General features: G+C 47.1%; 10 protein-coding genes. 9 read left to right on the forward strand and 1 reads right to left on the reverse strand.

Going from position 1 to position 20,361, the window contains the following annotated elements; genetic code table 11:
* Nucleotides 1-211: 211 nt before the first annotated feature.
* From gltB to ACUJFL_RS14150, 6 genes are all read left to right on the forward strand, one after another.
* On the forward strand, nucleotides 212-4,675 hold the full coding sequence (gene gltB / locus ACUJFL_RS14125; protein WP_445427820.1) for a glutamate synthase large subunit: 4,464 nt from the start codon (nucleotides 212-214) through the stop codon (nucleotides 4,673-4,675).
* Nucleotides 4,676-4,685: 10 nt separating this feature from the next.
* Complete coding sequence (locus ACUJFL_RS14130) at nucleotides 4,686-6,098, forward strand: FAD-dependent oxidoreductase (protein ID WP_226752287.1); 1,413 nt, start codon at nucleotides 4,686-4,688, stop codon at nucleotides 6,096-6,098.
* A gap of 540 nt (nucleotides 6,099-6,638) precedes the next feature.
* The gene (locus ACUJFL_RS14135) at nucleotides 6,639-9,611 is read left to right on the forward strand and encodes a TonB-dependent receptor domain-containing protein (protein WP_445427821.1); all 2,973 of its coding nucleotides are present in this window, start codon (nucleotides 6,639-6,641) and stop codon (nucleotides 9,609-9,611) included.
* 50 nt (nucleotides 9,612-9,661) lie between these two features.
* On the forward strand, nucleotides 9,662-11,146 hold the full coding sequence (gene yfcC / locus ACUJFL_RS14140; RefSeq protein ID WP_226752285.1) for a putative basic amino acid antiporter YfcC: 1,485 nt from the start codon (nucleotides 9,662-9,664) through the stop codon (nucleotides 11,144-11,146).
* 10 nt (nucleotides 11,147-11,156) lie between these two features.
* Nucleotides 11,157-12,362, forward strand: coding sequence for a beta-aspartyl-peptidase (gene iadA / locus ACUJFL_RS14145; RefSeq protein WP_445427822.1), 1,206 nt, complete (start codon nucleotides 11,157-11,159; stop codon nucleotides 12,360-12,362).
* Nucleotides 12,363-14,195 carry a cyanophycinase gene (locus tag ACUJFL_RS14150; RefSeq protein WP_445427823.1) on the forward strand — a complete coding sequence of 611 codons (1,833 nt, stop codon included), beginning with the start codon at nucleotides 12,363-12,365 and terminating at the stop codon, nucleotides 14,193-14,195.
* Between the two features lie 116 nt (nucleotides 14,196-14,311).
* Here ACUJFL_RS14150 and ACUJFL_RS14155 read toward each other — a convergent pair whose 3' ends face one another.
* On the reverse strand, nucleotides 14,312-16,339 hold the full coding sequence (locus ACUJFL_RS14155) for a spermidine synthase (RefSeq protein WP_445427824.1): 2,028 nt from the start codon (nucleotides 16,337-16,339) through the stop codon (nucleotides 14,312-14,314).
* 266 nt (nucleotides 16,340-16,605) lie between these two features.
* Here ACUJFL_RS14155 and ACUJFL_RS14160 point away from each other — a divergent pair, with 266 nt between their 5' ends.
* From ACUJFL_RS14160 to ACUJFL_RS14170, 3 genes are all read left to right on the forward strand, one after another.
* Nucleotides 16,606-18,042 (forward strand): YfcC family protein, encoded by a 1,437-nt coding sequence (locus tag ACUJFL_RS14160; RefSeq protein ID WP_445427825.1) that lies wholly within the window; start codon nucleotides 16,606-16,608, stop codon nucleotides 18,040-18,042.
* 108 nt (nucleotides 18,043-18,150) lie between these two features.
* The gene (gene aceK, locus ACUJFL_RS14165) at nucleotides 18,151-19,881 is read left to right on the forward strand and encodes a bifunctional isocitrate dehydrogenase kinase/phosphatase (protein WP_445427826.1); all 1,731 of its coding nucleotides are present in this window, start codon (nucleotides 18,151-18,153) and stop codon (nucleotides 19,879-19,881) included.
* A gap of 18 nt (nucleotides 19,882-19,899) precedes the next feature.
* Nucleotides 19,900-20,355, forward strand: coding sequence for a YaiI/YqxD family protein (locus ACUJFL_RS14170; protein ID WP_229586433.1), 456 nt, complete (start codon nucleotides 19,900-19,902; stop codon nucleotides 20,353-20,355).
* Nucleotides 20,356-20,361 lie beyond the last annotated feature (6 nt).

A 20,361-nucleotide genomic window follows, 5' to 3' on the forward strand; every position in this document is an offset into this window, starting at 1 on the left:
AAATCTCGCTTGCAATTTCACTAAAATATCGGTATACCTGTTAGCCTTTGAAAGTATAGATGGCTAAAAACGCAGATAAAAGCACGCTACAACTAGCTCTTCTTTTAACACTGCCGCACGGTTTTCACCGTAGCATCACAAATAAAAATCAGAATAATAATTCAAAAATAGTAAATATTTATTTTTTTCAGGATAAGTTTGGAGGCGTGTCATGGCGTTATATCAGCATAGTCAGGCAAGAGAGAACTGTGGCTTTGGGCTGATTGCGCACCTAGAGGGTGTCGCCAGTCACCGCATTGTGAGAACAGCTATCAATGGTCTGGATCGCATGCAACATCGCGGCGGTATTTCTGCCGACGGTAAAACCGGCGATGGTTGCGGCCTATTAATGCAAAAACCCGACAGTTTTTTTCGGGCGATAGCAGAAGAAAATCAGTGGAACCTGGCCAAAAAATATGGCGTAGGGATGATCTTTTTAAGCGCAGATCCGGTTAAAGCGGCCTTTGCTAAAGACATTATCAACAAAGAAATTGCCCGTGAAACACTCACTTTAGTGGCATGGCGCACCGTACCTGTTGATGCCAATGTGCTCGGCCCTTTGGCCTTGAGCTCCATGCCAAAAATTGAACAAGTGATCGTTAATGCACCACATGGCTGGGGTGATCACGATTTAGAACGCCGACTTTATATGGTTCGTCGCCGGGTTGAACAACAACTGGTTGAAGATGACGATTTTTATATCCCCAGCTTCTCTTCACTGGTCACGGTGTTTAAAGGCTTGATGATGCCGGCAGACTTGCCAAAGTATTATCTCGACTTAGCCGATATTCGCATGGAAACTGCCATTTGCGTGTTCCACCAACGTTTTTCTACCAATACCATGCCGCGCTGGAAGTTAGCACAGCCTTTCCGTTTCTTAGCGCACAATGGCGAAATAAATACCATCACGGGTAACCGGCAGTGGGCTCGCGCCCGGCAATACAAATTTGCCTCGCCACTATTACCTGACTTATTAGATGCAGCGCCCTTTGTCGGCCAAACAGGCTCAGACTCAAGCTCGCTAGACAATCAGCTTGAGTTGCTACTTGCCGGCGGTATGGACTTATTCCGTGCGATGCGTTTACTCGTGCCGCCTGCTTGGCAGGGTAATAAGGTGATGGATGATAATCTTAAAGCCTTTTACGAATTTAACTCCATGCATATGGAGCCATGGGATGGACCAGCGGGTATCGTGTTAACCAATGGCCAGCATGTGGCGTGTAACCTGGATCGAAATGGCCTGCGCCCTGCTCGCTTTGTGATCACGCGCGACAAATTAATTACCTTGGCTTCTGAAGTAGGTATTTGGGACTACACCCCAGACGAAGTGGTGGAAAAAGGTCGAGTTGGCCCAGGCGAAATGCTGGCAATCGACACTATTAATGGCAAGATCTGGCGCTCAGATGAAATCGATTTAGATTTAATGCAACGTCACCCCTATCGCAGTTGGTTAACCGAAAACGTGCAGCGGCTGGTGCCTTATGAGCAGTATGAAACAGACTTAATTGGTAAGCGGGCCTTTACTGACGATGAAATGTTGGTGATGCATAAACTGTTTAACTACAGTTATGAAGAAATCGACCAAGTGATGACGGTGTTAGCTAAAGATGGTCAAGAAGCCGTTGGCTCTATGGGTGATGATACGCCAATGGCCGTGTTGTCGCGCAAGCCACGCACCATGTTTGATTATTTCCGCCAGCAGTTTGCGCAGGTGACTAACCCACCTATCGATCCGTTACGTGAATCGCATGTGATGTCATTAGCGACCAGTATTGGTCGAGAGCACAATGTGTTCAGAGAAACTGCCGGTTATGCACGGCGCATCCAGTTTGAATCTCCAATACTAATGTATTCAGATTTAAAACAACTGAAACAAGCCGACGATAAATATTATCGCCATCAAATTTTCTCGCTAAATTTTGATCCTGCCAAGCTAAGCTTGCAGCAAGCCGTGACCAATTTGTGCCAAGACATTGTTACCGCGGTGCGTGAGCAGCAAGTGGTTTTGGTGATTCTAACCGATCGCCGGATCAGCCAAGAATTATTGCCCATCCCCGCCGCCATGGCGGTCGGTGCCGTGCAACAAGCTTTGGTGAATGCACAGTTACGTTGTGACTCGAACATCATCATTGAAACTGCCGCAGCCCGTGATTCTCACCACTTCGCGGTATTAATTGGTTTAGGCGCGACGGCCATTTACCCGTTTTTAGCCTACGAAACCGTTGAACAGCTGGTTGAGAAAGGTAATGTGGCGCTAAGTGCACGTCAGGCGGTGTTGAATTACCGTAAAGGGATCAACAAAGGCTTGTATAAAATCATGTCGAAAATGGGGATCTCTACGGTAGCAAGCTACCGTTGTTCAAACCTATTTGAAGCCGTGGGCATTCATGCCGAAGTGGTACAACAATGCTTTGTTGATATTTCTTCACGCATCAGTGGTGCAAGTTTTGCCGACTTCCAGCAAGATGCGCAACAACTGGCAAATATCGCTTGGTTAAAACGTAAACCGATGAATCATGGTGGCTTACTGAAATATGTACACGATGGTGAATACCATGCCTACAACCCCGATGTGGTGCAAACGCTACAAAAGGCTGTGCGCAGTGGCGATTACAAAGAATATCAACAGTACAGTGCCTTAGTTAATCAGCGGCCGATCGCGCATATTCGCGATTTATTTCAACTAAAACCGGTAGCAACACCGCTGCCATTAGCCGAAGTTGCGGCCGCAGAACACCTATATCCTCGCTTTGATAGTGCGGCAATGTCGATTGGTGCTTTAAGCCCAGAAGCGCATGAAGCCCTAGCGATTGCCATGAACCGTTTAGGCGGTCGTTCTAATTCTGGTGAAGGCGGTGAAGATCCACGGCGTTTCGGTACAGAAAAGAACTCGAAAATTAAGCAAGTGGCTTCCGGTCGTTTTGGAGTCACTCCGCATTACTTGGTCAATGCCGAAGTTATTCAAATCAAGGTTGCACAAGGTGCTAAGCCAGGAGAAGGTGGTCAGCTACCGGGTGAAAAAGTCACTGCCGAAATTGCCCGTTTACGTTATTCGGTTCCGGGCGTGACGTTAATTTCACCCCCTCCGCACCATGACATCTATTCAATTGAAGATTTAGCGCAGCTTATTTTCGATTTAAAACAGGTTAATCCACAAGCGCTGATCTCGGTTAAATTGGTATCAGAGCCTGGCATCGGTACTATTGCCACCGGTGTGGCGAAAGCCTATGCCGATTTAATTACTGTTTCTGGCTATGACGGCGGCACGGGCGCTAGCCCACTGACCTCAGTAAAATATGCTGGTAGTCCATGGGAGCTGGGTTTAGCAGAAGTTCATCAAGCGTTAGTGGATAACGGTTTACGGGATCGAGTGCGCTTGCAAGTTGATGGCGGCTTAAAAACCGGCTTAGACGTGGTTAAAGCGGCTATCTTAGGTGCTGAAAGCTTTGGTTTTGGTACTGGGCCTATGGTGGCGCTGGGCTGTAAATTCCTGCGCATCTGTCACTTAAACAACTGTGCTACGGGTGTGGCCACTCAAGATGCCACGCTACGCCGTGATCACTTTAATGGCTTACCTGAAATGGTGATGAACTATTTCACATTCTTAGCGCAAGAAGTGCGAGAGTTGATGGCGCAACTAGGGGTGAAGGAATTAACCGATTTAATTGGCCGCACTGATTTACTCGACCATAAAGCGACCGAAACACTGAAACAAAGCCGTTTAGATTTATCACCGATCCTCGAATCTAGTGGTGTGAAATCCGATAAACCGCTGTTTTGTGTACAAAACAATACGCCATTCGATCCGGGTGCGTTAAACCAGTTATTGTTTGAAAAGTGCCAGCAAATGGTCAGCCGTAAAACCGGTGGTCAATTGAACTTACCGATCCGCAATACCGATCGTTCCGTCGGCGCCGCCTTGTCAGGCTTAATTGCTCGCCAGCACGGTAATCAGGGTATGGCAACCGATCCGATCCGCGTTAAGTTTGTTGGTACTGCGGGTCAAAGCTTTGGTGTTTGGAATGCCGGTGGCTTGCATTTATCTTTGCAAGGCGATGCCAACGATTATGTCGGCAAAGGCATGACCGGTGGTCAAATTGCCATCTTCCCAGCAAAAGGCGCCAGCTTTGCTAGAAACGGTTTTACCATTGCCGGTAATACTTGCTTATACGGTGCGACGGGTGGCCGTTTATATGCCGCAGGTCAGGTAGGTGAACGTTTCGCGGTGCGTAATTCGGGTGCCCTGGCAGTAGTCGAAGGGACAGGCGATAACTGCTGTGAATATATGACAGGCGGTGTTGTGGTGGTTCTGGGTTGCACCGGCGTGAACTTTGGCGCAGGTATGACTGGTGGTTTCGCCTATTTGTTAGATGAGCAAGATGATTTAGCGTTACGCTTAAATGCCGAATTGGTTGAAGCCCTCGAGGTCGAAACACCGATCCTGCAAGAACATTTGCGCAGCTTGTTACATCAACATGTTGAAGAAACGGGCAGTGACAAAGCGCAGCGTATTTTAAATGATTTTACGCATTATTTACCGAAGTTTAAGCTGGTTAAACCTAAAACCAGCGATGTAAATACCTTGCTTGGACACCGCGCTCGCTCTTCAGCAGAGCTGCGTGTGCAAGCGATGTAAGGGAGACGTTATGGCTCAGAATGTATACCAATTTATTGACGTAAAACGGATTGATCCGCCAAAACGCTCACTAACAGAAAGAACAATTGAGTTCGTTGAAATTTATCAGCCACTGACCGCCACTCAGGCAGAGGGTCAGGCTGACCGCTGCTTAGATTGCGGTAACCCCTACTGCGAATGGAAGTGCCCCGTGCATAACTATATTCCGCAGTGGTTGAAGCTGGCTAACGAGGGCAAAATTGTTGAAGCGGCAGAATTGGCGCATAAAACCAACAGCTTGCCTGAAGTGTGCGGTCGTGTTTGCCCACAAGACCGTTTATGTGAAGGCGCTTGTACCTTGGATGAAGGTTTTGGTGCGGTAACTATCGGCAGTATTGAGAAATATATTACCGATAAAGCCTTTGCGATGGGCTGGCGACCCGATTTATCGGCGGTAGTTAAAACCGATAAGAAAGTCGCGGTTATTGGTGCAGGCCCGGCGGGTTTAGCCTGTGCAGATGTGTTAGTTCGCAATGGTGTTAGCCCGGTGGTATTTGATCGTTATCCTGAGATTGGCGGCCTACTAACCTTTGGTATTCCGCCGTTTAAGCTGGAAAAAAGCGTATTACAACTGCGCCGTGAAATTTTCAGCGAAATGGGTATCGAGTTTAGGCTTAATACCACTGTCGGCGTAGATGTTAGCTTCGACAGCTTACTGGATGAATACGATGCGGTTTTCTTAGCCTTAGGCACCTACACCCCAATGAAAGGTGGCTTACTGAATGAAGACGCCGCTGGCGTTTATGAAGCCTTGCCATTTTTAATTGGTAATGTGAATAACCTTATGGGTTGGCAAACCGAGCATCCATTTGTCAGCTTAAAAGACAAAACAGTCGTGGTATTAGGGGGCGGTGATACGGCGATGGACTGTGTTCGCACTTCGATCCGCCAGGGCGCGCATAAAGTCAGTTGTGCTTATCGCCGCGATGAAGCCAATATGCCGGGGTCACGCAAAGAAGTACAAAATGCCCGCGAAGAGGGTGTTGAGTTCTTATTTAATTTACAACCTTTGGGTATTGAGTTAAACGATGCGGGCCAAGTGTGTGGTGTTAAAGTGATCAGCACACAATTAGGTGAGCCAGATGCCAAAGGGCGTCGCAGTGCCGAGCCGGTGCCAGGTTCAGAACAGATACTCCCCGCCGATGCGGTGGTAATCGCTTTTGGTTTTCAACCAAGCCCACCAAAATGGTTAGTTGATATGGGTATCGCCTTGGATAACAAAGGCCGTGTCGTCGCCAGTGAGCAAAGCCCTTATGCCTTACAAACCAACCAGCAAAAAGTGTTTGCCGGTGGTGATATGGTATTAGGCTCTGATCTGGTCGTTACGGCTATTGCCCAAGGTCGTAAAGCGGCAGAAGGTATTTTGGATTACTTAGAAGTATAATCAAAAACTATTGTAAAACTCTGTTTTAATTCAAAATTTAGCCCGCCTTGCGGGCTGAATTTTCTTTAAACTAGCTAATTAACTCATGCCCTTTTTTTAGCGGCAACGGCAAAACCAATTTCAAGAAAAAACAATTTGCTGCTTGACAGTTTTCAGCAAGCGCAGTATTTCTATTGGTGTAATAGACGATAAATTCAATAAACTGAACTTATTTTCTGGTTTTTTGAAAAGCGTACAATTTATTAACCCTATTTTAAGTAGCGATATGTTAAAAAAAGCCATCCAGCTCGGTTCATATCACTACTCGTCATACTACCTCTCGGAGTGGTTTAACGAGTAGAAATGTAACAGGTTACATTTTGCCAGACGTTTTACGTTTGCCTTGTAATGTCGCCTGCCTTTCTGCTTGTTGCCAGTTAGCAACACCTAACAAATAACTCTAAAAGCAATATGAAGCTATCAGCTGCATTGACGTGTCATGCCTACGAGGTTGGCCTTTTGTCGATGTCAGTGCAGCCGTATATCCCGGGGTATAAAATTATGACACATTACACAACACTCTCTCTAGCTGTAGCAGCCGCCCTAGTTTTAAATTTTCAAACACATGCACAGCAAATTGCTGAACAAAACAGCACTACCGAAACAGAACCAGAGCGAATTGCCGTTACCGGATCACGTATTAAAGGTGTAGATTTAGAAGGTGCTCAGCCACTTGTAGTATTATCAGCCGAAGATATTAAAAATTCGGGCGCTAGCTCACTTTACGAGTTGCTAAAAGATCTAGGCCAGTTACGAGGTGGTAGCGGTACCTTCTCCACATCAGAAAGTGGTGCAACCTCTACCGCAACGCCAGCAGGTCAATCAGCTGCTTCACTGCGTGGTTTAGGTCCAGCCTCAACCCTTACTTTAATTAACGGTCGCCGGGTTGCCGCGTCATCTTTTGCCGCTGGGACCCAGAACTTTGTTGATATTAATAGCATTCCGTTAGCGGCCATTGAACGAGTAGAAATTCTTGCTACCGGCGCTTCGGCCATCTACGGTGCCGATGCCGTAGCCGGTGTTATCAACTATATTCTGAAAAAAGACTATGAAAAAGCCGAGGTCAATTTATCTTACGGCAATAGCACAGCTTCCAGTGATGAAGGCACCACTAACCTTAATCTTATTTGGGGCCAACAATTAGCAGGTGGAAACCTAACGCTATTTGCTGATTTTTATGATCGCAATACATTCCGTGCTACTGACCGCAGTTTTAGCCGCGATCCCCTATTAAAAAGTAACTATTCTTATCTGCCCAAAGGCACACCAAATATCTATTATTTCTCAACGGCAAGTGGCAATGAAATTGCGACCCCAGACTGCGCCACGCCATTGGTGACTACCGAATTTGGTGAGCAAATTTGTTCTTATTATCCCAATGAAGACGATGTTTTGCGAAGCCCAATTGAAAGTGCTGCTGTTGGCTTAATGTTTAACAAAGCGCTCTCCCAAAATCTAAACTGGCAGACAGATTTATTCTACACCCGCACTAAATCCAGCGCCGTTTCTAGCCCAGCTCCCATCAATCAGTTAAATGATGCCGAAGGCGCCTGGGTGCCAGAAAATGCCCTGGATATTTTTCCTGGCACCACACGCGACAATAACTTTATCTATTTTGGCGACGATGAAATCTATCTGGACCCATTTTTCTCACCCACCGGTCGCCGTTTATTCGGTTTTCAGTTTGATGCCCGTTTTAATACTCCAAGAACGGTGGAAAATACAACTGAGGCGCTGCGTTTAGTTTCTGGTTTATCGGGTACTTATCGTGACTGGGATTGGGAAAGTGCGATACTCCTTTCGCGCTCTAAATCAACACAAGAAGCGCTAGCCGGTATTTATAATCGCTACAAATACCATGCGGCTATTGCTGGTGAGCTTTGCTCTGATGGCAGTATTGCCAGTAGGGATGGCAACAGCTTAAGCTGCAATAGCGGTGCTAACCTGGCCGGTAGCTATAATCCATTTTTGCAAAATGATGCCGCCAATGAAGCACGATTGGCGCTGGCGCAAGAAGTGCCAACCCGTGATGGCTTAAGTACGTTATACGGTTGGGATGCACGTGTTAGCGGCGATCTGTTTGAGTTTAATGATCAATTAGTACGTGCTGCCTTTGGTGCTGAACTACGCCGCGAAAAAATTACCGATGAGCCTTCTTTAAATGCACAAGCGCGTTTCGAAAATGACTATCTGGTTGATGTCTTTGGTTTTGGTTCCAGTTTATCCACAGCCAGCCGTAACCAGGCAGCAATATTTGGTGAAATTTATCTGCCGTTAAATGAGCAAGTAGAAATGCTAGCTGCGGGCCGTTACGATCACTACAACGATTTTGGCGGTACTTTTAATCCGAAAATTGGCTTTACCTACCGCCCAACCGATGAACTGGTAATGCGCGCGTCCTGGGCAAGCTCTTTCCGAGCGCCATCGTTAACTCAAGCAGGGGTAAAACTGCGTACCACTACCGCCCGATATGATTGTTCAGCCAATGAGCTGGTAAACCAATTCTATTGTGGTGGTCTAGGCGGTACAGGTACAGTCAACGTGTTAGAGTTAGGCAATCCTGATCTAGAGGCGGAAACCTCTGAATCGTTAAGCCTTGGTTTTGGTTATAGCCCAACACGTAACACTACTCTTACCGTCGACTATTGGCAGTTTGATCATAAAAAGCTGGTTGACACCGATTTAACTGCCGCAATGTCTCGCAGTATTAATGACGTTACGCAACGTCACTGTGGTTTAGTCCCTGATGGTCAAACCGGTATTTCGTTAAATCCTAACTTAGCTGTAGGCCGTGATCGTTTTAATATTTGCCAGGTTCTCGATGGCCAGGGCCGCAATCTGACGAATGCCAACGCTAATATGCAAGAGATCCTAAGCAACTGGGTAAACAGCACCCCTGCCCGTGTTACCAGCCTACCGTTACAACGTGACCATGTCATTTTACTGGATAACGTAGGTCGCCAGCAGGTTAAAGGTATTGATACCCGCTTAAGCCACACCTTTGAATTTAATACCGGCAAACTTGGTTTAGATTTAGATTGGACACACTATCTGTCTTTTGAACGTAATAAAGCAGGCTCCGATGAAATCGAGTCTCTGGTAGGCACTTACCGCTATCCACGTAATATTGCTAATTTTCGTGTATCTTGGCGTGCCGATAACTTTAGCTCAGGCTTAAGCGCCAATTACACAGCTTCATATGCTGATGACATTAGCCGCTTACGTTTGCGTAATCTGGACGAAATGGCAGAGCTTGGTGCCTTAGATGAAAATGGTGAGCGTGATGTGTCGTCATGGACAACCTTACGTGGTTATCTGGGTTACGATTTTGAAAACGCCACGGTCACCTTCAGTGTTGATAATTTGTTAGACCGCGATCCACCAAAGGTTTATGGTGCAAGCCGTGGGGTCGATACGATTAATCACAATGCCCTGGGAAGAAATTATCGCTTATCCTTTAGTTACTTCTTCTAAGAATGCTGGCTGCCGGCTAACACCGGCAGCCAACTGCACAGGTTAACGTTATGACTAACTCAACGAAACAACCGGCGAGCATGCCAGATGCCTTTATCATCCTGTTTTTTGTGATGATACTGGCTGCTATTGCCTCGCACCTGGTACCTGCTGGCAGCTTTAGCCTAACGGAAGTGGCAGCTGAAACAACGGGCGCGGTAAAAACCAAAGGCAAGCTGGATCCTGACAGCTTTCACTTTGCCAATGATAACCATAGGGGTGTACCGCTATTTGCTGAAGGCGGCGGTGTGGGCTTTTTCAATTATGCCTTTGAAGGCATGGTATCAGGTTCGAAGTGGGGCTCGGCGGTAGGCGTAATTGCCTTTATCCTGCTCACCGGCGGTGCCTTCGGCATCATTATGAAAACCGGTGCTATCCATAACGGCATTCTGGCGCTTATTGAAAAAACCAAAGGTACGGAATTTTTGTTTATCCCCCTCATGTTTGGCTTATTTTCACTCGGTGGTGCTGTTTTTGGGATGGGCGAAGAAGCTATCGCCTTTTGTATTATCCTACTGCCGCTGATGCTGGCACTGGGTTACGATGCCATCACCACAGTACTAGTAACTTACGTTGCCACGCAAATTGGCTTTGCCACTTCTTGGATGAACCCCTTTAATGTGGCTATAGCGCAAGGTATTGCAGAAATTCCTCTTCTCTCCGGTGCCAACCTAAGATATTGGATGTGGGGAATTTTTACTCTTTTTGGTATTATCTACACCATGCGCTATGGCGCTAAAGTAAAGTCAGATCCAACTCGCTCCCTTAGCTATGAAACCGATCAGCGGTTGCGTCAACAACAAGACGCCACGGTGACTAACGAGTATAGTAGCTTGGATAGCCTGATCTTAACGGTGTTCTTTTTGGGGCTCGCGTGGATCATCTGGGGCGTCACCAGCCGCGAATACTATATTCCAGAAATTGCTAGCCAGTTTTTCACCATTGGTATTGTTATCGGAACCATTGCCGTATTGGGTAAACGCTTCAGGGTAAACGATGCTGCAGACGGCTTTAAGCAAGGTGCTGCTGAGTTGTTGCCTGCCGCATTGATTGTCGGCATGGCTAAAGGCATAGTATTGATTTTAGGAGGCGACGATCCAGAATCACCTTCGGTACTCAATACCTTACTGTTTTACTCAGGTCAGGCACTGGGCGATTTGCCCGCCTGGCTTTCTGCCTGGCTAATGCTAGTAATGCAGTCGGTGTTTAATTTCTTTGTTGCTTCAGGCTCAGGTCAGGCTGCACTGACTATGCCGTTAATCGCACCTTTAGCCGATATGCTCGGCTTGTCTCGGCAAATTGCCGTATTGGCATTTCAATTAGGCGATGGCTTAACCAACTGTATCATTCCAACTTCCGCCGCCTTAATTGGCTGCCTGGGTGTAGTGCGGGTAGATTGGACAATTTGGTTGAAGTTTGCTTGGAAATTACAACTCTGCTTATTTGCTTTGGCTAGCCTGTTTATGTTGCTGGCTGTAGCCATAAATTATCAATAACGAGGTTCTCTTGGAACATATTATTCTTATTAAAGGTGCCAGTGTCTTCGCCCCTGCTGCGCTGGGTATTAAAGACGTACTTATTGCCGGTAATCGCATTGCGGCAATAAGTGACAACTTAGCAATAAACAACAGCACCCTGCCCATTACCGTTATTGATGGTAGCGGTAAAATCTTAGCACCTGGTTTTGTTGATTCACTCGTGCACTATATTGGCGGCGGTGGCGAAGGCGGCTTTGCCACACGCACCCCGGAAATGCAACTAACCGATGCTACGCTCGCAGGTGTAACCACGGCAATTGGCGTACTGGGCACGGACGCCACAACGCGCACCCTAACCAATTTATTAGCCAAAGCCCACGCGCTGGAAACTGAGGGCATCAGTACTTATTGCCACACTGGCTCTTATGAAATACCTTGCAGAACGGTGACAGGCAATATTACCGATGACTTAATTTTAATTGATAAAATTATTGGTGTTGGCGAAATAGCCATCAGCGATCATCGCTCATCACAGCCAACCACGAGCGAACTACGTAAAGTTGCTGCAGCTGCCAGAGTTGGCGGTATGCTGGCTGGGAAAGGCGGTACCGTAAGTGTGCATGTAGGCAGTGGTGACAGCTTGTTACAACCGCTCTTCGCGGCTGTAAAAGACACTGAACTTAGCCTTAAACAGTTCTACCCTACGCATATTAATCGCAACATAGCCCTGTTTAATGCAGGCTTAGAGTTTGCCCGCGCTGGCGGTGTTATAGATTTTACCACCAGCACCACAGAGTATGATCTCAAGCATGGCGAAGTTGCAGCGGCAGAAGCCCTCAGCCACGCATTACGAGCAGGCATTCCTGCCATGCAATTAACCATGAGTTCCGATGGTAACGCCAGCTTGCCGGTATATAGCCAAAACGGCGAACTACTAGGCTTAGAAGTTGGGCAAGTAAATAGCTTGCTTCGAGCGTTGCAAACGGCAGTGCTTAAGCTTGACGTTAATTTAAGTGATGCCTTAACCAGTATCACCGCCGCTCCTGCTCAAATTCTGGGTTTAAAGCAAAAAGGCCAGCTTGCAGTTGGCAAAGATGCTGATATGCTGCTACTGAATTCTCAAAGTTTAAGTATCGATACTGTTATCGCTAAAGGCCGCCGCTTAGTAAGCGCAGGCAAACCTGTAGTATATGGTACTTTTGAAAAACCGCAGCAGTGCACAACAGGAGGTTAAATGCGTTTTTCTTGCATATCATTATTTATAACCCACAGCCTGCTATACCTGCCAATGTTACTCTGTGCAGTGGCCATTGGTCAGGAGCAAGATTTGCCCGCAAGCACAACGCCACTTTCAGCACAGCAGACTATATTGTTACCTGACGCCGACTATGATTTGATGCTGGTGGGTGGTGGCTTGGCAACCTGCAGTTCTATGTCAAAAAAAAGCTGTAGTGACCAAACTCAATTTAGCAAACTGGCTAAAACCAGTAATGCCTACTTAATACATCCAACGACAGTGCAGCTATTCTCCGGCGCAGAGCTGTTCACTGCAGAGCGTGCGTCGCTGCAACAACAGCTGGTAACCCTGTTTAATAACCTAACCGAAGTTCAAGGTAAACTGCTCACCGAGTCGCAACTTATTGAACAATGGCGCAGTTTTCAAGCAACCGAGGTTTTACCCTCTAGCGGTGAAGAACTCTGGCAGCAATTATCGGACCGAGAGCTAAATGCTGTGTTGGATTTCTTGGAAGTGCCAACCCTAAGTGCAGATGGTAAATACCGTTTAACCGAGCAAGTCGATTTAGCTGAAACAACAGATTTCGAATCGGCTGAGTTGTATCGTCAGTTTGTACAACTGGCAACCAAAAAAGCTCAGGCTAAAGGGCGTCAACAAGCTAAAGTATTAGTTGTTACTGCTTCATCACGTGATCCTTTTGCTGCAGTAGATTTCTACCTAGATGCCTTTCGCCAAGCGGGTGCAGCTGCACAGTGGTTACCTTTAACCGCCGCACTGCAACATGCTATTACCGATAAAAACTGTGTGGCCTTGCCACAATATTTGGCAAATATTCATGGTAGCTATCGTAGAGAGCAGATCTATGCTGATCTCTTTAACCTTAAACAGCAACTATGCAAACAAGGTAGCAGTGCTATTGTCGCCATGATTGCTGACGCAGATGGAATTTTCTTTAATGGTGGCGATCAGAGCCTCACTTACCAAGCACTTCGGCATAATGATGGTAGTGCTAGCGCAGAGCTATTAGCCATACTCGAAGCCGTTAAACAAAAACGCTTGTTAGTTGGTGGTACCAGTGCCGGTACCGCCGTCATGAGTGGCAGCCAATTCTTCACCATTAATACGCCACGCCACGCTGTACCGATGATTAGCAACGGCGACAGTTACCACGCACTGCAATACGGCGCGAAAGCCGCAATAGCTCCCTGGCCAGGTTGCCGCAAAGAACAGCGTTGCCCTGATGATATGAGTGAGCGCCAGCTAACTTATACAGCAACAGGCGGGTTAGGCTTGTTTCCGCTAGGCATTTTAGATACCCACTTTGCCGAACGCGGCCGTCAGGCTCGCTTGTTGGTATTGCAGCAAGCCTCGCAAACTAAGCTGGCATTTGGTATAGATGAGGCAACTGCCTTATTAGTCGATCTCAGCATGCAGGCAGAGGGTACAGTGCAACTAAAAGCCAGTGGCGCTGCCGAGGTTTATATCAGTGAATTACTACCTGAATCTTCACCAGCGCAACTGTTGGCTAACACGTACAGTATGAGTGCGGGCGATACCGTTATTTGGCAACAAGGTAATATAACGTTGATACCGACTGAGGATAAAACTAAGTTAGTTAATAGTGCCGAACCTTTACAAAGCAAAAGCCCGCTGTTTAGCCGAGACTATTACCGTAGCTTAAGCCACTCACTTTGCCTCAGTAACTTTAATGCAGCAACGGTAAGTGAACCCCCATATTTAATCAGAGTAAGCAAAGTAGATAGCTGCTATCAGTCTGCTGACAGCAAACTAAGTGCAAAACAAAGATTGCGCATTATTACGGAGCAGTAATAAACCTCCGCTACCAGATTAAGTAAATTGCTAAGCCGCAGTTATATTGCTGCGGCTTTTTTTAGTTGTTTCGACAAGAATGACTTGACGTTAACACCAAAGATCAGCAAGTGGTTTTATTTGAGTACTGAAAATAAATTACTGCGCTGATCAGTCCAATACACTTGCGGTTGCAACGGTCTCGGCCAATTTCTGCTGTGCTGCTGCATCACGGCTTGTGTTAAAAAACGTTGATTACGACTTAAGAGCACCCACTCTGTCGCTGCTGGGTTTTGTGCATCAGCCGCTGTGGGTAAAAATAACGCTTGTAAACCCAGTTGGGCTGCATGATTACGCAGCACACTGCTTAGATCTAAATAGTTATTCGAGATATGCACTAACAACACGCCATCTGGCATTAAGTGCTGCCAATACAATGCCATCGCCTCTGCAGTAAGCAAATGCACCGGAATAGCATCACTGCTAAAGGCATCTAACACCAATAGGTCAAACTGCTGACTGCCGCTGTTTTGCCATTGCTCTGCTAGCACCTGACGGGCATCACCTAATATCACCTGCGGCTTGGCCGCACTATTGGCTAAATAACTAAAATGCTGCTGCGCTGCACTAATTACTGCAGGATTGATTTCGTAAAACTGGTAATCATCACCCGCTTGGCCATAAGCGGCTAAAGCCCCCGCACCCAGACCGACCAAACCGACTTTGCGCCCTTGCAACTGCGCCGCGGTGCGGCTGGGATCGGCCGGTAAAAAATGCTGCAGCGCTAAGGCCACGCCGGTGCCTGCCCGATAATAACTTAGTGGCTGCTGTGCTTGTTCAACCGCTAAATACTGAGCACCATGACTGGTGGTGCCATCAATGAGCTGACGTTGCCACTGTCCGGCAACATTGGCATCGCGCACGGTTAAGCTGCCATAAAAGTTTCGACTTTTACTGACATCATGCTGCCCAAGCCACGATTCCGCCGACCAAAACACGCCCATAAACAACACACCTGAACATAACGCTAGCGCGGTTTGCCAACGCGCTTGTTTTCGCCAGTTAACTAACGTGACCAGCCATAAAATGGCCAGTAACACCAACGGGAACTCCCAATACTTTGTGAAGATAACAGGCGCCAGTAAATTGACCAGTACGCCACCGAGCATACCACCGGCCGCCAGCACTAAATAAAAAGCCGTTAAAGCACCGTGTGCCGGTTTACTGCGCGCCAGCTCACCATGGCAAAGCATGCAGCCGCTAAATAACAACAGCAAATAAAGTAATAATTGCGAATACAAATCAAACTGGCGGCCTAAAAAGTACAACAGCAACGCCATTAACAAGCAAATAGCAAACAAATATAGCCAAACCGAGCGCTGATACCAGCTATCACGGTTAAAGACTAAGGTGAAGCTTAATAAATACAATGCCAGCGGGATCACCCATAAAAACGGTACTGGTGGGATATTTTGGGTAATTTGCTGGGTTACCGCTAACAGTAAAACCACACCCGCAGCCGCTAATGCTAACCAGTAGCGATAAGGCTGACCACGTAACTGTAAAGCTGCGACCGCGCCAGCTTTACGGCCTTGCAGGCTTCGCCACAGCAGCAAACTCATACTTAGGCTAAACAGCACAAACCCCATTGCCCAGCTTTGCCGCTGCAGATCTAAGGCTAAATAAGGTTCGACTAAGAACGGATAAAGCAACAGGCCAGCAAAAGAGCCTAAATTCGATAAAGCATATAACCGATAGGGTGATTTCAGCGGAAAGACACTGGCGAACCAGTATTGTAATAATGGCCCGGTTGCTGCTAACACGAAATAAGGTAACCCCACTGTACAGGTTAAGAGCCATAAAATATTCAGCAGCGGATAGGCGGTGGCAGCACTGCCACTAGGGTGAGTTAAACCCAGTAAACTACCCAGCGCCACGAGCACTAACAGAGCATGCAAGCCACGCTGTTGTTTTAAATTAGCAAAGCGCGTCAGTAGATGAGCGTAAGCATAGCCGGCTAATAACAGTGTTTGGAAAAATAACAGGCAAGCGGCCCACACCTGAGCGCCACCGCCAAACTGCGGAAGCAGCCAACGCGCTAACATCGGCTGCACTAAAAATAACAGGGTTGCACTTAATAAAATGGTCAGCGGAAACAGTGCCAAAACGAGCCCCTTGCGAAAAAAAAGCCAAGCCTATACAAAGCAAGCCATCGCAGCAAGTACTACTCCTTTGCAAAGGTACAAAGTCACTAAATTTGTCGACTAATACCACATCGGGTAGACTTGCTTTTTTGTAGTAAGGCCCCGCGGCTCAACTGGGTGCTGCCTTACAGCACTAAACACTAAACACTAAACACTAAACACTAAACACTAAACACTAAACAAAAATTATCACTAAGATGCGCCAAGCGCACAACAAAGGTCTTATTATGGGAAACTTTAAAGTACCGCACACCCTGACGCTACTCTTTAGCATGATGGTGCTTGCGCTAATCGCCACCTGGATTGTGCCGCAAGGCTTCTTTCAAACCGAGACACTGGCCAATGGCCGGTCTGTCGTGCAAGCGGGCACTTTTACCTTGGTGGACGAGCGTAGCTATTTATCACCTTGGCAATTATTAACCGCCATCCCACGTGCTTTTGCTTCAGCGCAAGATGTGATCTTTTTTGTGATGATTTTAGGCGGTGTGTTATCCATTGCCCGCGCTACCGGCACGGTCGACGCGCTGATCGGCCGTTTGTTAGATCGCTTTGGTACTCAACCTCAACTGCTGATTTTTATGGTGGTATTTTGCTTTGCCATGGCCTCGAGCTTTATTGGCACGGCGGGTGAATATATACCGTTTGTGTTGATTTTAGTGGCGCTGTGTAAAGCGATGCGACTCGATGCAATGACCGCAGTGGGTATGACCGTTGCCGGTTATGGTATTGGCTATGGCATTTCAGCCGTTAACCCCTTTACCTTAGTAATCGCCCAGCAAATTGCCGATATTCCTATTTTATCCGGTTGGCCGCTGCGCGCAGCGATTTTCCTTCCCTTTGTGTTAATTGGCTTTCACCATGTCTGGTCTTACTCGGAAAAAGTGCTCGCCGATCCCAACCAGTCGATGGTCAAAGATTTGCCCTGCCCGCTAGGTGACAAAGCTGCCGTGAGTTATCCGGCACTTACCCTGGCACACCGCATGGTACTGGGCAGTTTTGTGCTGACGATTGGTATCGTGGCCTACAATATTCGGGTCAATGGCTGGTATTTATATGAACTGGGTGCCGCTTTTATTGCTTGGGGGCTATTTACCACATTAGTTAGCAATATTTCCGCCGACACGGCGGCCAAAAAGTTTATAGAAGGCACCATGGATCTGACCACTACGGCCATCTTAATTGGCGTTGCTCGCGGTATTTCATTGATTTTAGAAGATGGTCAGGTACTGCATTCACTGGTGCATGGCATGTCGATGCCACTGTCGTATGTTGGGGCTGAAATTGCCGCCATCGGCATGCTGGTCATTCAAACGCTGTTAAACTTTTTTATCCCTTCTGGTAGTGGTCAAGCTTATGTCACCATGCCGCTGATGGTACCGCTGGCCGATCTGTTAGAAATACCACGGCAAGTGGCGGTGTTGGCTTACCAATTTGGTGATGGTTTTTCTAATATGATTATTCCCACCAATGCGATTTTGATGGGTATTATCGGCATTGCCGGTATTCCTTATGGCCATTGGTTCCGCTTCTGCTTGCCGCTGATTTTAAAATTAATGTTGGCATCATCTGTCGTATTGGTTTTAGCCGTGATGTTCGATTATGGTGATGATGTGCAGCCGCAGCTGAGTACACAACAGACCACCGTGTTAGAGAACGCGGCTTAAGCAGCAACACAGGCAAGTTAGCGTATCACTTTGCATCCGTGACGTTAACTTGCCGCCACGCAGGCTTTGTCATACAGTAGCCTTATTCGATGTTTTTAGGTTTTCGCTATGAAGCAAGCTCGGCAAATTGCCGAAATTATCTTAAAAGGCTTTCGCAAACACTTTCGTTTATTTCAGCAAGTCACTAGCAGAGCTTGGCAGCGTTTTGAACAAGCCGATTGGCAAGCCTATCAGCAAGATAGTTCTGAGCGCATCCAGTTTTACGATATTCGGGTAAATGAAACCATCGCTAACCTGCAAGCCCAGTTGCCCGCCGAATGCTTAAACGAACCCCTATGGCAGCAAGTGAAGCAGCATTATTTAGAATACCTGTTATTTCACCCGCAAGCCGAATTGGCTGAAACCTTCTATAATTCGGTGTTTTGTCGCTTATTTGCCCGCAAATACTTTCATAATCAAAACATCTTTGTTGAATCCACGTTAGACAAACAGCATCTACCTGCCCCTATTTCATCCGTATATGAAAGCTATTTTCCGGCCCAAGCGGGTTTAAAGCCGTCTATTCGGAATATTATTGGCGCTTTTGGTTTTAAAACACCGTTTATCGATTTAGAGCATGATATTCGCTGCATTTTGCGCAGCTTTATAGCCCAATCCAGCCATGGCGCTTATCCGGTTCATTTACTGCGTTTGGATATTTTACGTACACCGTTTTTTCGTAATAAAGCGGCTTATATTGTTGGCCGAGTGGTCAGCCCTGAAGGACAACAACCTTTTATTATTCCGCTATTACATGATACCGAGCGTGGCCTGTACCTCGATACTCTTCTGACCGATCCGCAACAAATGAGTATTATCTTTGGCTTCTCACGCGCGTATTTTATGGTGGAGTGCCCTGTGCCCTCAGCGCTGGTGCATTTTCTCCGTGAACTGCTGCCACATAAAACCCTAGCTGAACTCTATGCCGCGATTGGCTTACATAAGCAAGGCAAAACCGAGTTTTACCGAGAGCTCTTGTTACACCTCAGTCGCAGTAAAGATCAGTTTGTCGCCGCGCCAGGTACTCGGGGTATGGTGATGATGGTATTTACGCTGCCGTCTTTTCCTTATGTTTTTAAAGTGATCCGCGATAAATTTGCTGAAAGTAAGCCGTTTGACCGTGCGACCGTCAAAGCCCGCTATCAGTTAGTAAAAGGACACGACCGCGTCGGCCGGATGGCGGATACCTTAGAGTATTCCGATGTTGCGTTACCCAGAAGCCGCTTTGATGCCGATTTATTAGCCGAATTACAACAGAGTATTGCCGGTTCCTTGCAGATCGAAGATGACTTAGTTGTGATCAAGCACCTGTATATCGAACGACGCATGGTGCCATTGAATTTGTATTTAGAGCAGGCCACTGACCAGCAAAAAGCGTTAATAATGGATGACTACGGCCTCGCGCTTAAAGAAATGATCGCCGCTAATATCTTTCCAGGCGATATGCTCTTGAAAAACTTTGGCGTTACGCGACATAACCGCGTGGTATTTTATGATTATGATGAAGTGCAGTATTTGTTAGATGTGAATTTTCGCTCTTTGCCCAAAACTGATAGTTTTGAAGATGCAATAAACGCAGAAGCGAATTGCTGGGCCGAGCCCGGCGATGTTTTTCCAGAACAAATCGCCACCTTTGTGACACCGCAAGCTCAGATCCGTGAGTTACTGTTTAGTAAGCATCCCGAATTATTGGATGCCGCCTATTGGCGAAAAAAGCAGTATCATATTCGCCAAGGTATCGTAGAGGATATTTTCCCCTACCCGCAGGCGATGCGCTTTAGCCAACGTTATTCCCGTTAAATTAAGCTGAGAACACTTATGTCTTTTACCATTTGGGTTGATGCTGACGCTTGCCCTACTGTGATTAAAGAAATTTTATATCGCGCAGCCGAGCGTAAACAATGCCCGCTCATTCTGGTAGCCAATCAACCGCTACGGACGCCACCCTCGGCCTATATTAGTAGCCTGACCGTCAGTAAGGGTTTTGATGAAGCCGATAATGAAATTGTGCGGCGTTGCCAAGTGGACGATCTGGTGATCACGGCGGATATTCCGCTTGCTGCCGAGGTTATCGCCAAAGGCGGCTTGGCACTCAACCCTCGGGGTGAGCGTTATCACGCCGATACCATCAAGCAAAAACTGACGATGCGCGACTTTATGGAAACGCTGCGCGCCAGCGGTATTCAATCGGGTGGCCCTGCTACGCTCAATCAGGCTGATCGACAAGCCTTTGCCAATCAATTAGATCGTATTTTACAAAGCCGTACGCTCTAAAACGCT

The sequence above is a fragment of the Alishewanella sp. HL-SH05 genome, from assembly GCF_052655985.1.

Excerpts from the sequence above, each read along its gene's own strand:
- yfcC (WP_226752285.1), top strand. The coding sequence starts at position 9,662 with ATGACTAACTCAACGAAACAACCGGCGAGCATGCCAGATGCCTTTATC.
- ACUJFL_RS14150 (WP_445427823.1), top strand. The coding sequence starts at position 12,363 with ATGCGTTTTTCTTGCATATCATTATTTATAACCCACAGCCTGCTATAC.
- gltB (WP_445427820.1), top strand. The coding sequence starts at position 212 with ATGGCGTTATATCAGCATAGTCAGGCAAGAGAGAACTGTGGCTTTGGG.
- ACUJFL_RS14135 (WP_445427821.1), top strand. The coding sequence starts at position 6,639 with ATGACACATTACACAACACTCTCTCTAGCTGTAGCAGCCGCCCTAGTT.
- ACUJFL_RS14170 (WP_229586433.1), top strand. The coding sequence starts at position 19,900 with ATGTCTTTTACCATTTGGGTTGATGCTGACGCTTGCCCTACTGTGATT.
- ACUJFL_RS14130 (WP_226752287.1), top strand. The coding sequence starts at position 4,686 with ATGGCTCAGAATGTATACCAATTTATTGACGTAAAACGGATTGATCCG.
- aceK (WP_445427826.1), top strand. The coding sequence starts at position 18,151 with ATGAAGCAAGCTCGGCAAATTGCCGAAATTATCTTAAAAGGCTTTCGC.
- ACUJFL_RS14160 (WP_445427825.1), top strand. The coding sequence starts at position 16,606 with ATGGGAAACTTTAAAGTACCGCACACCCTGACGCTACTCTTTAGCATG.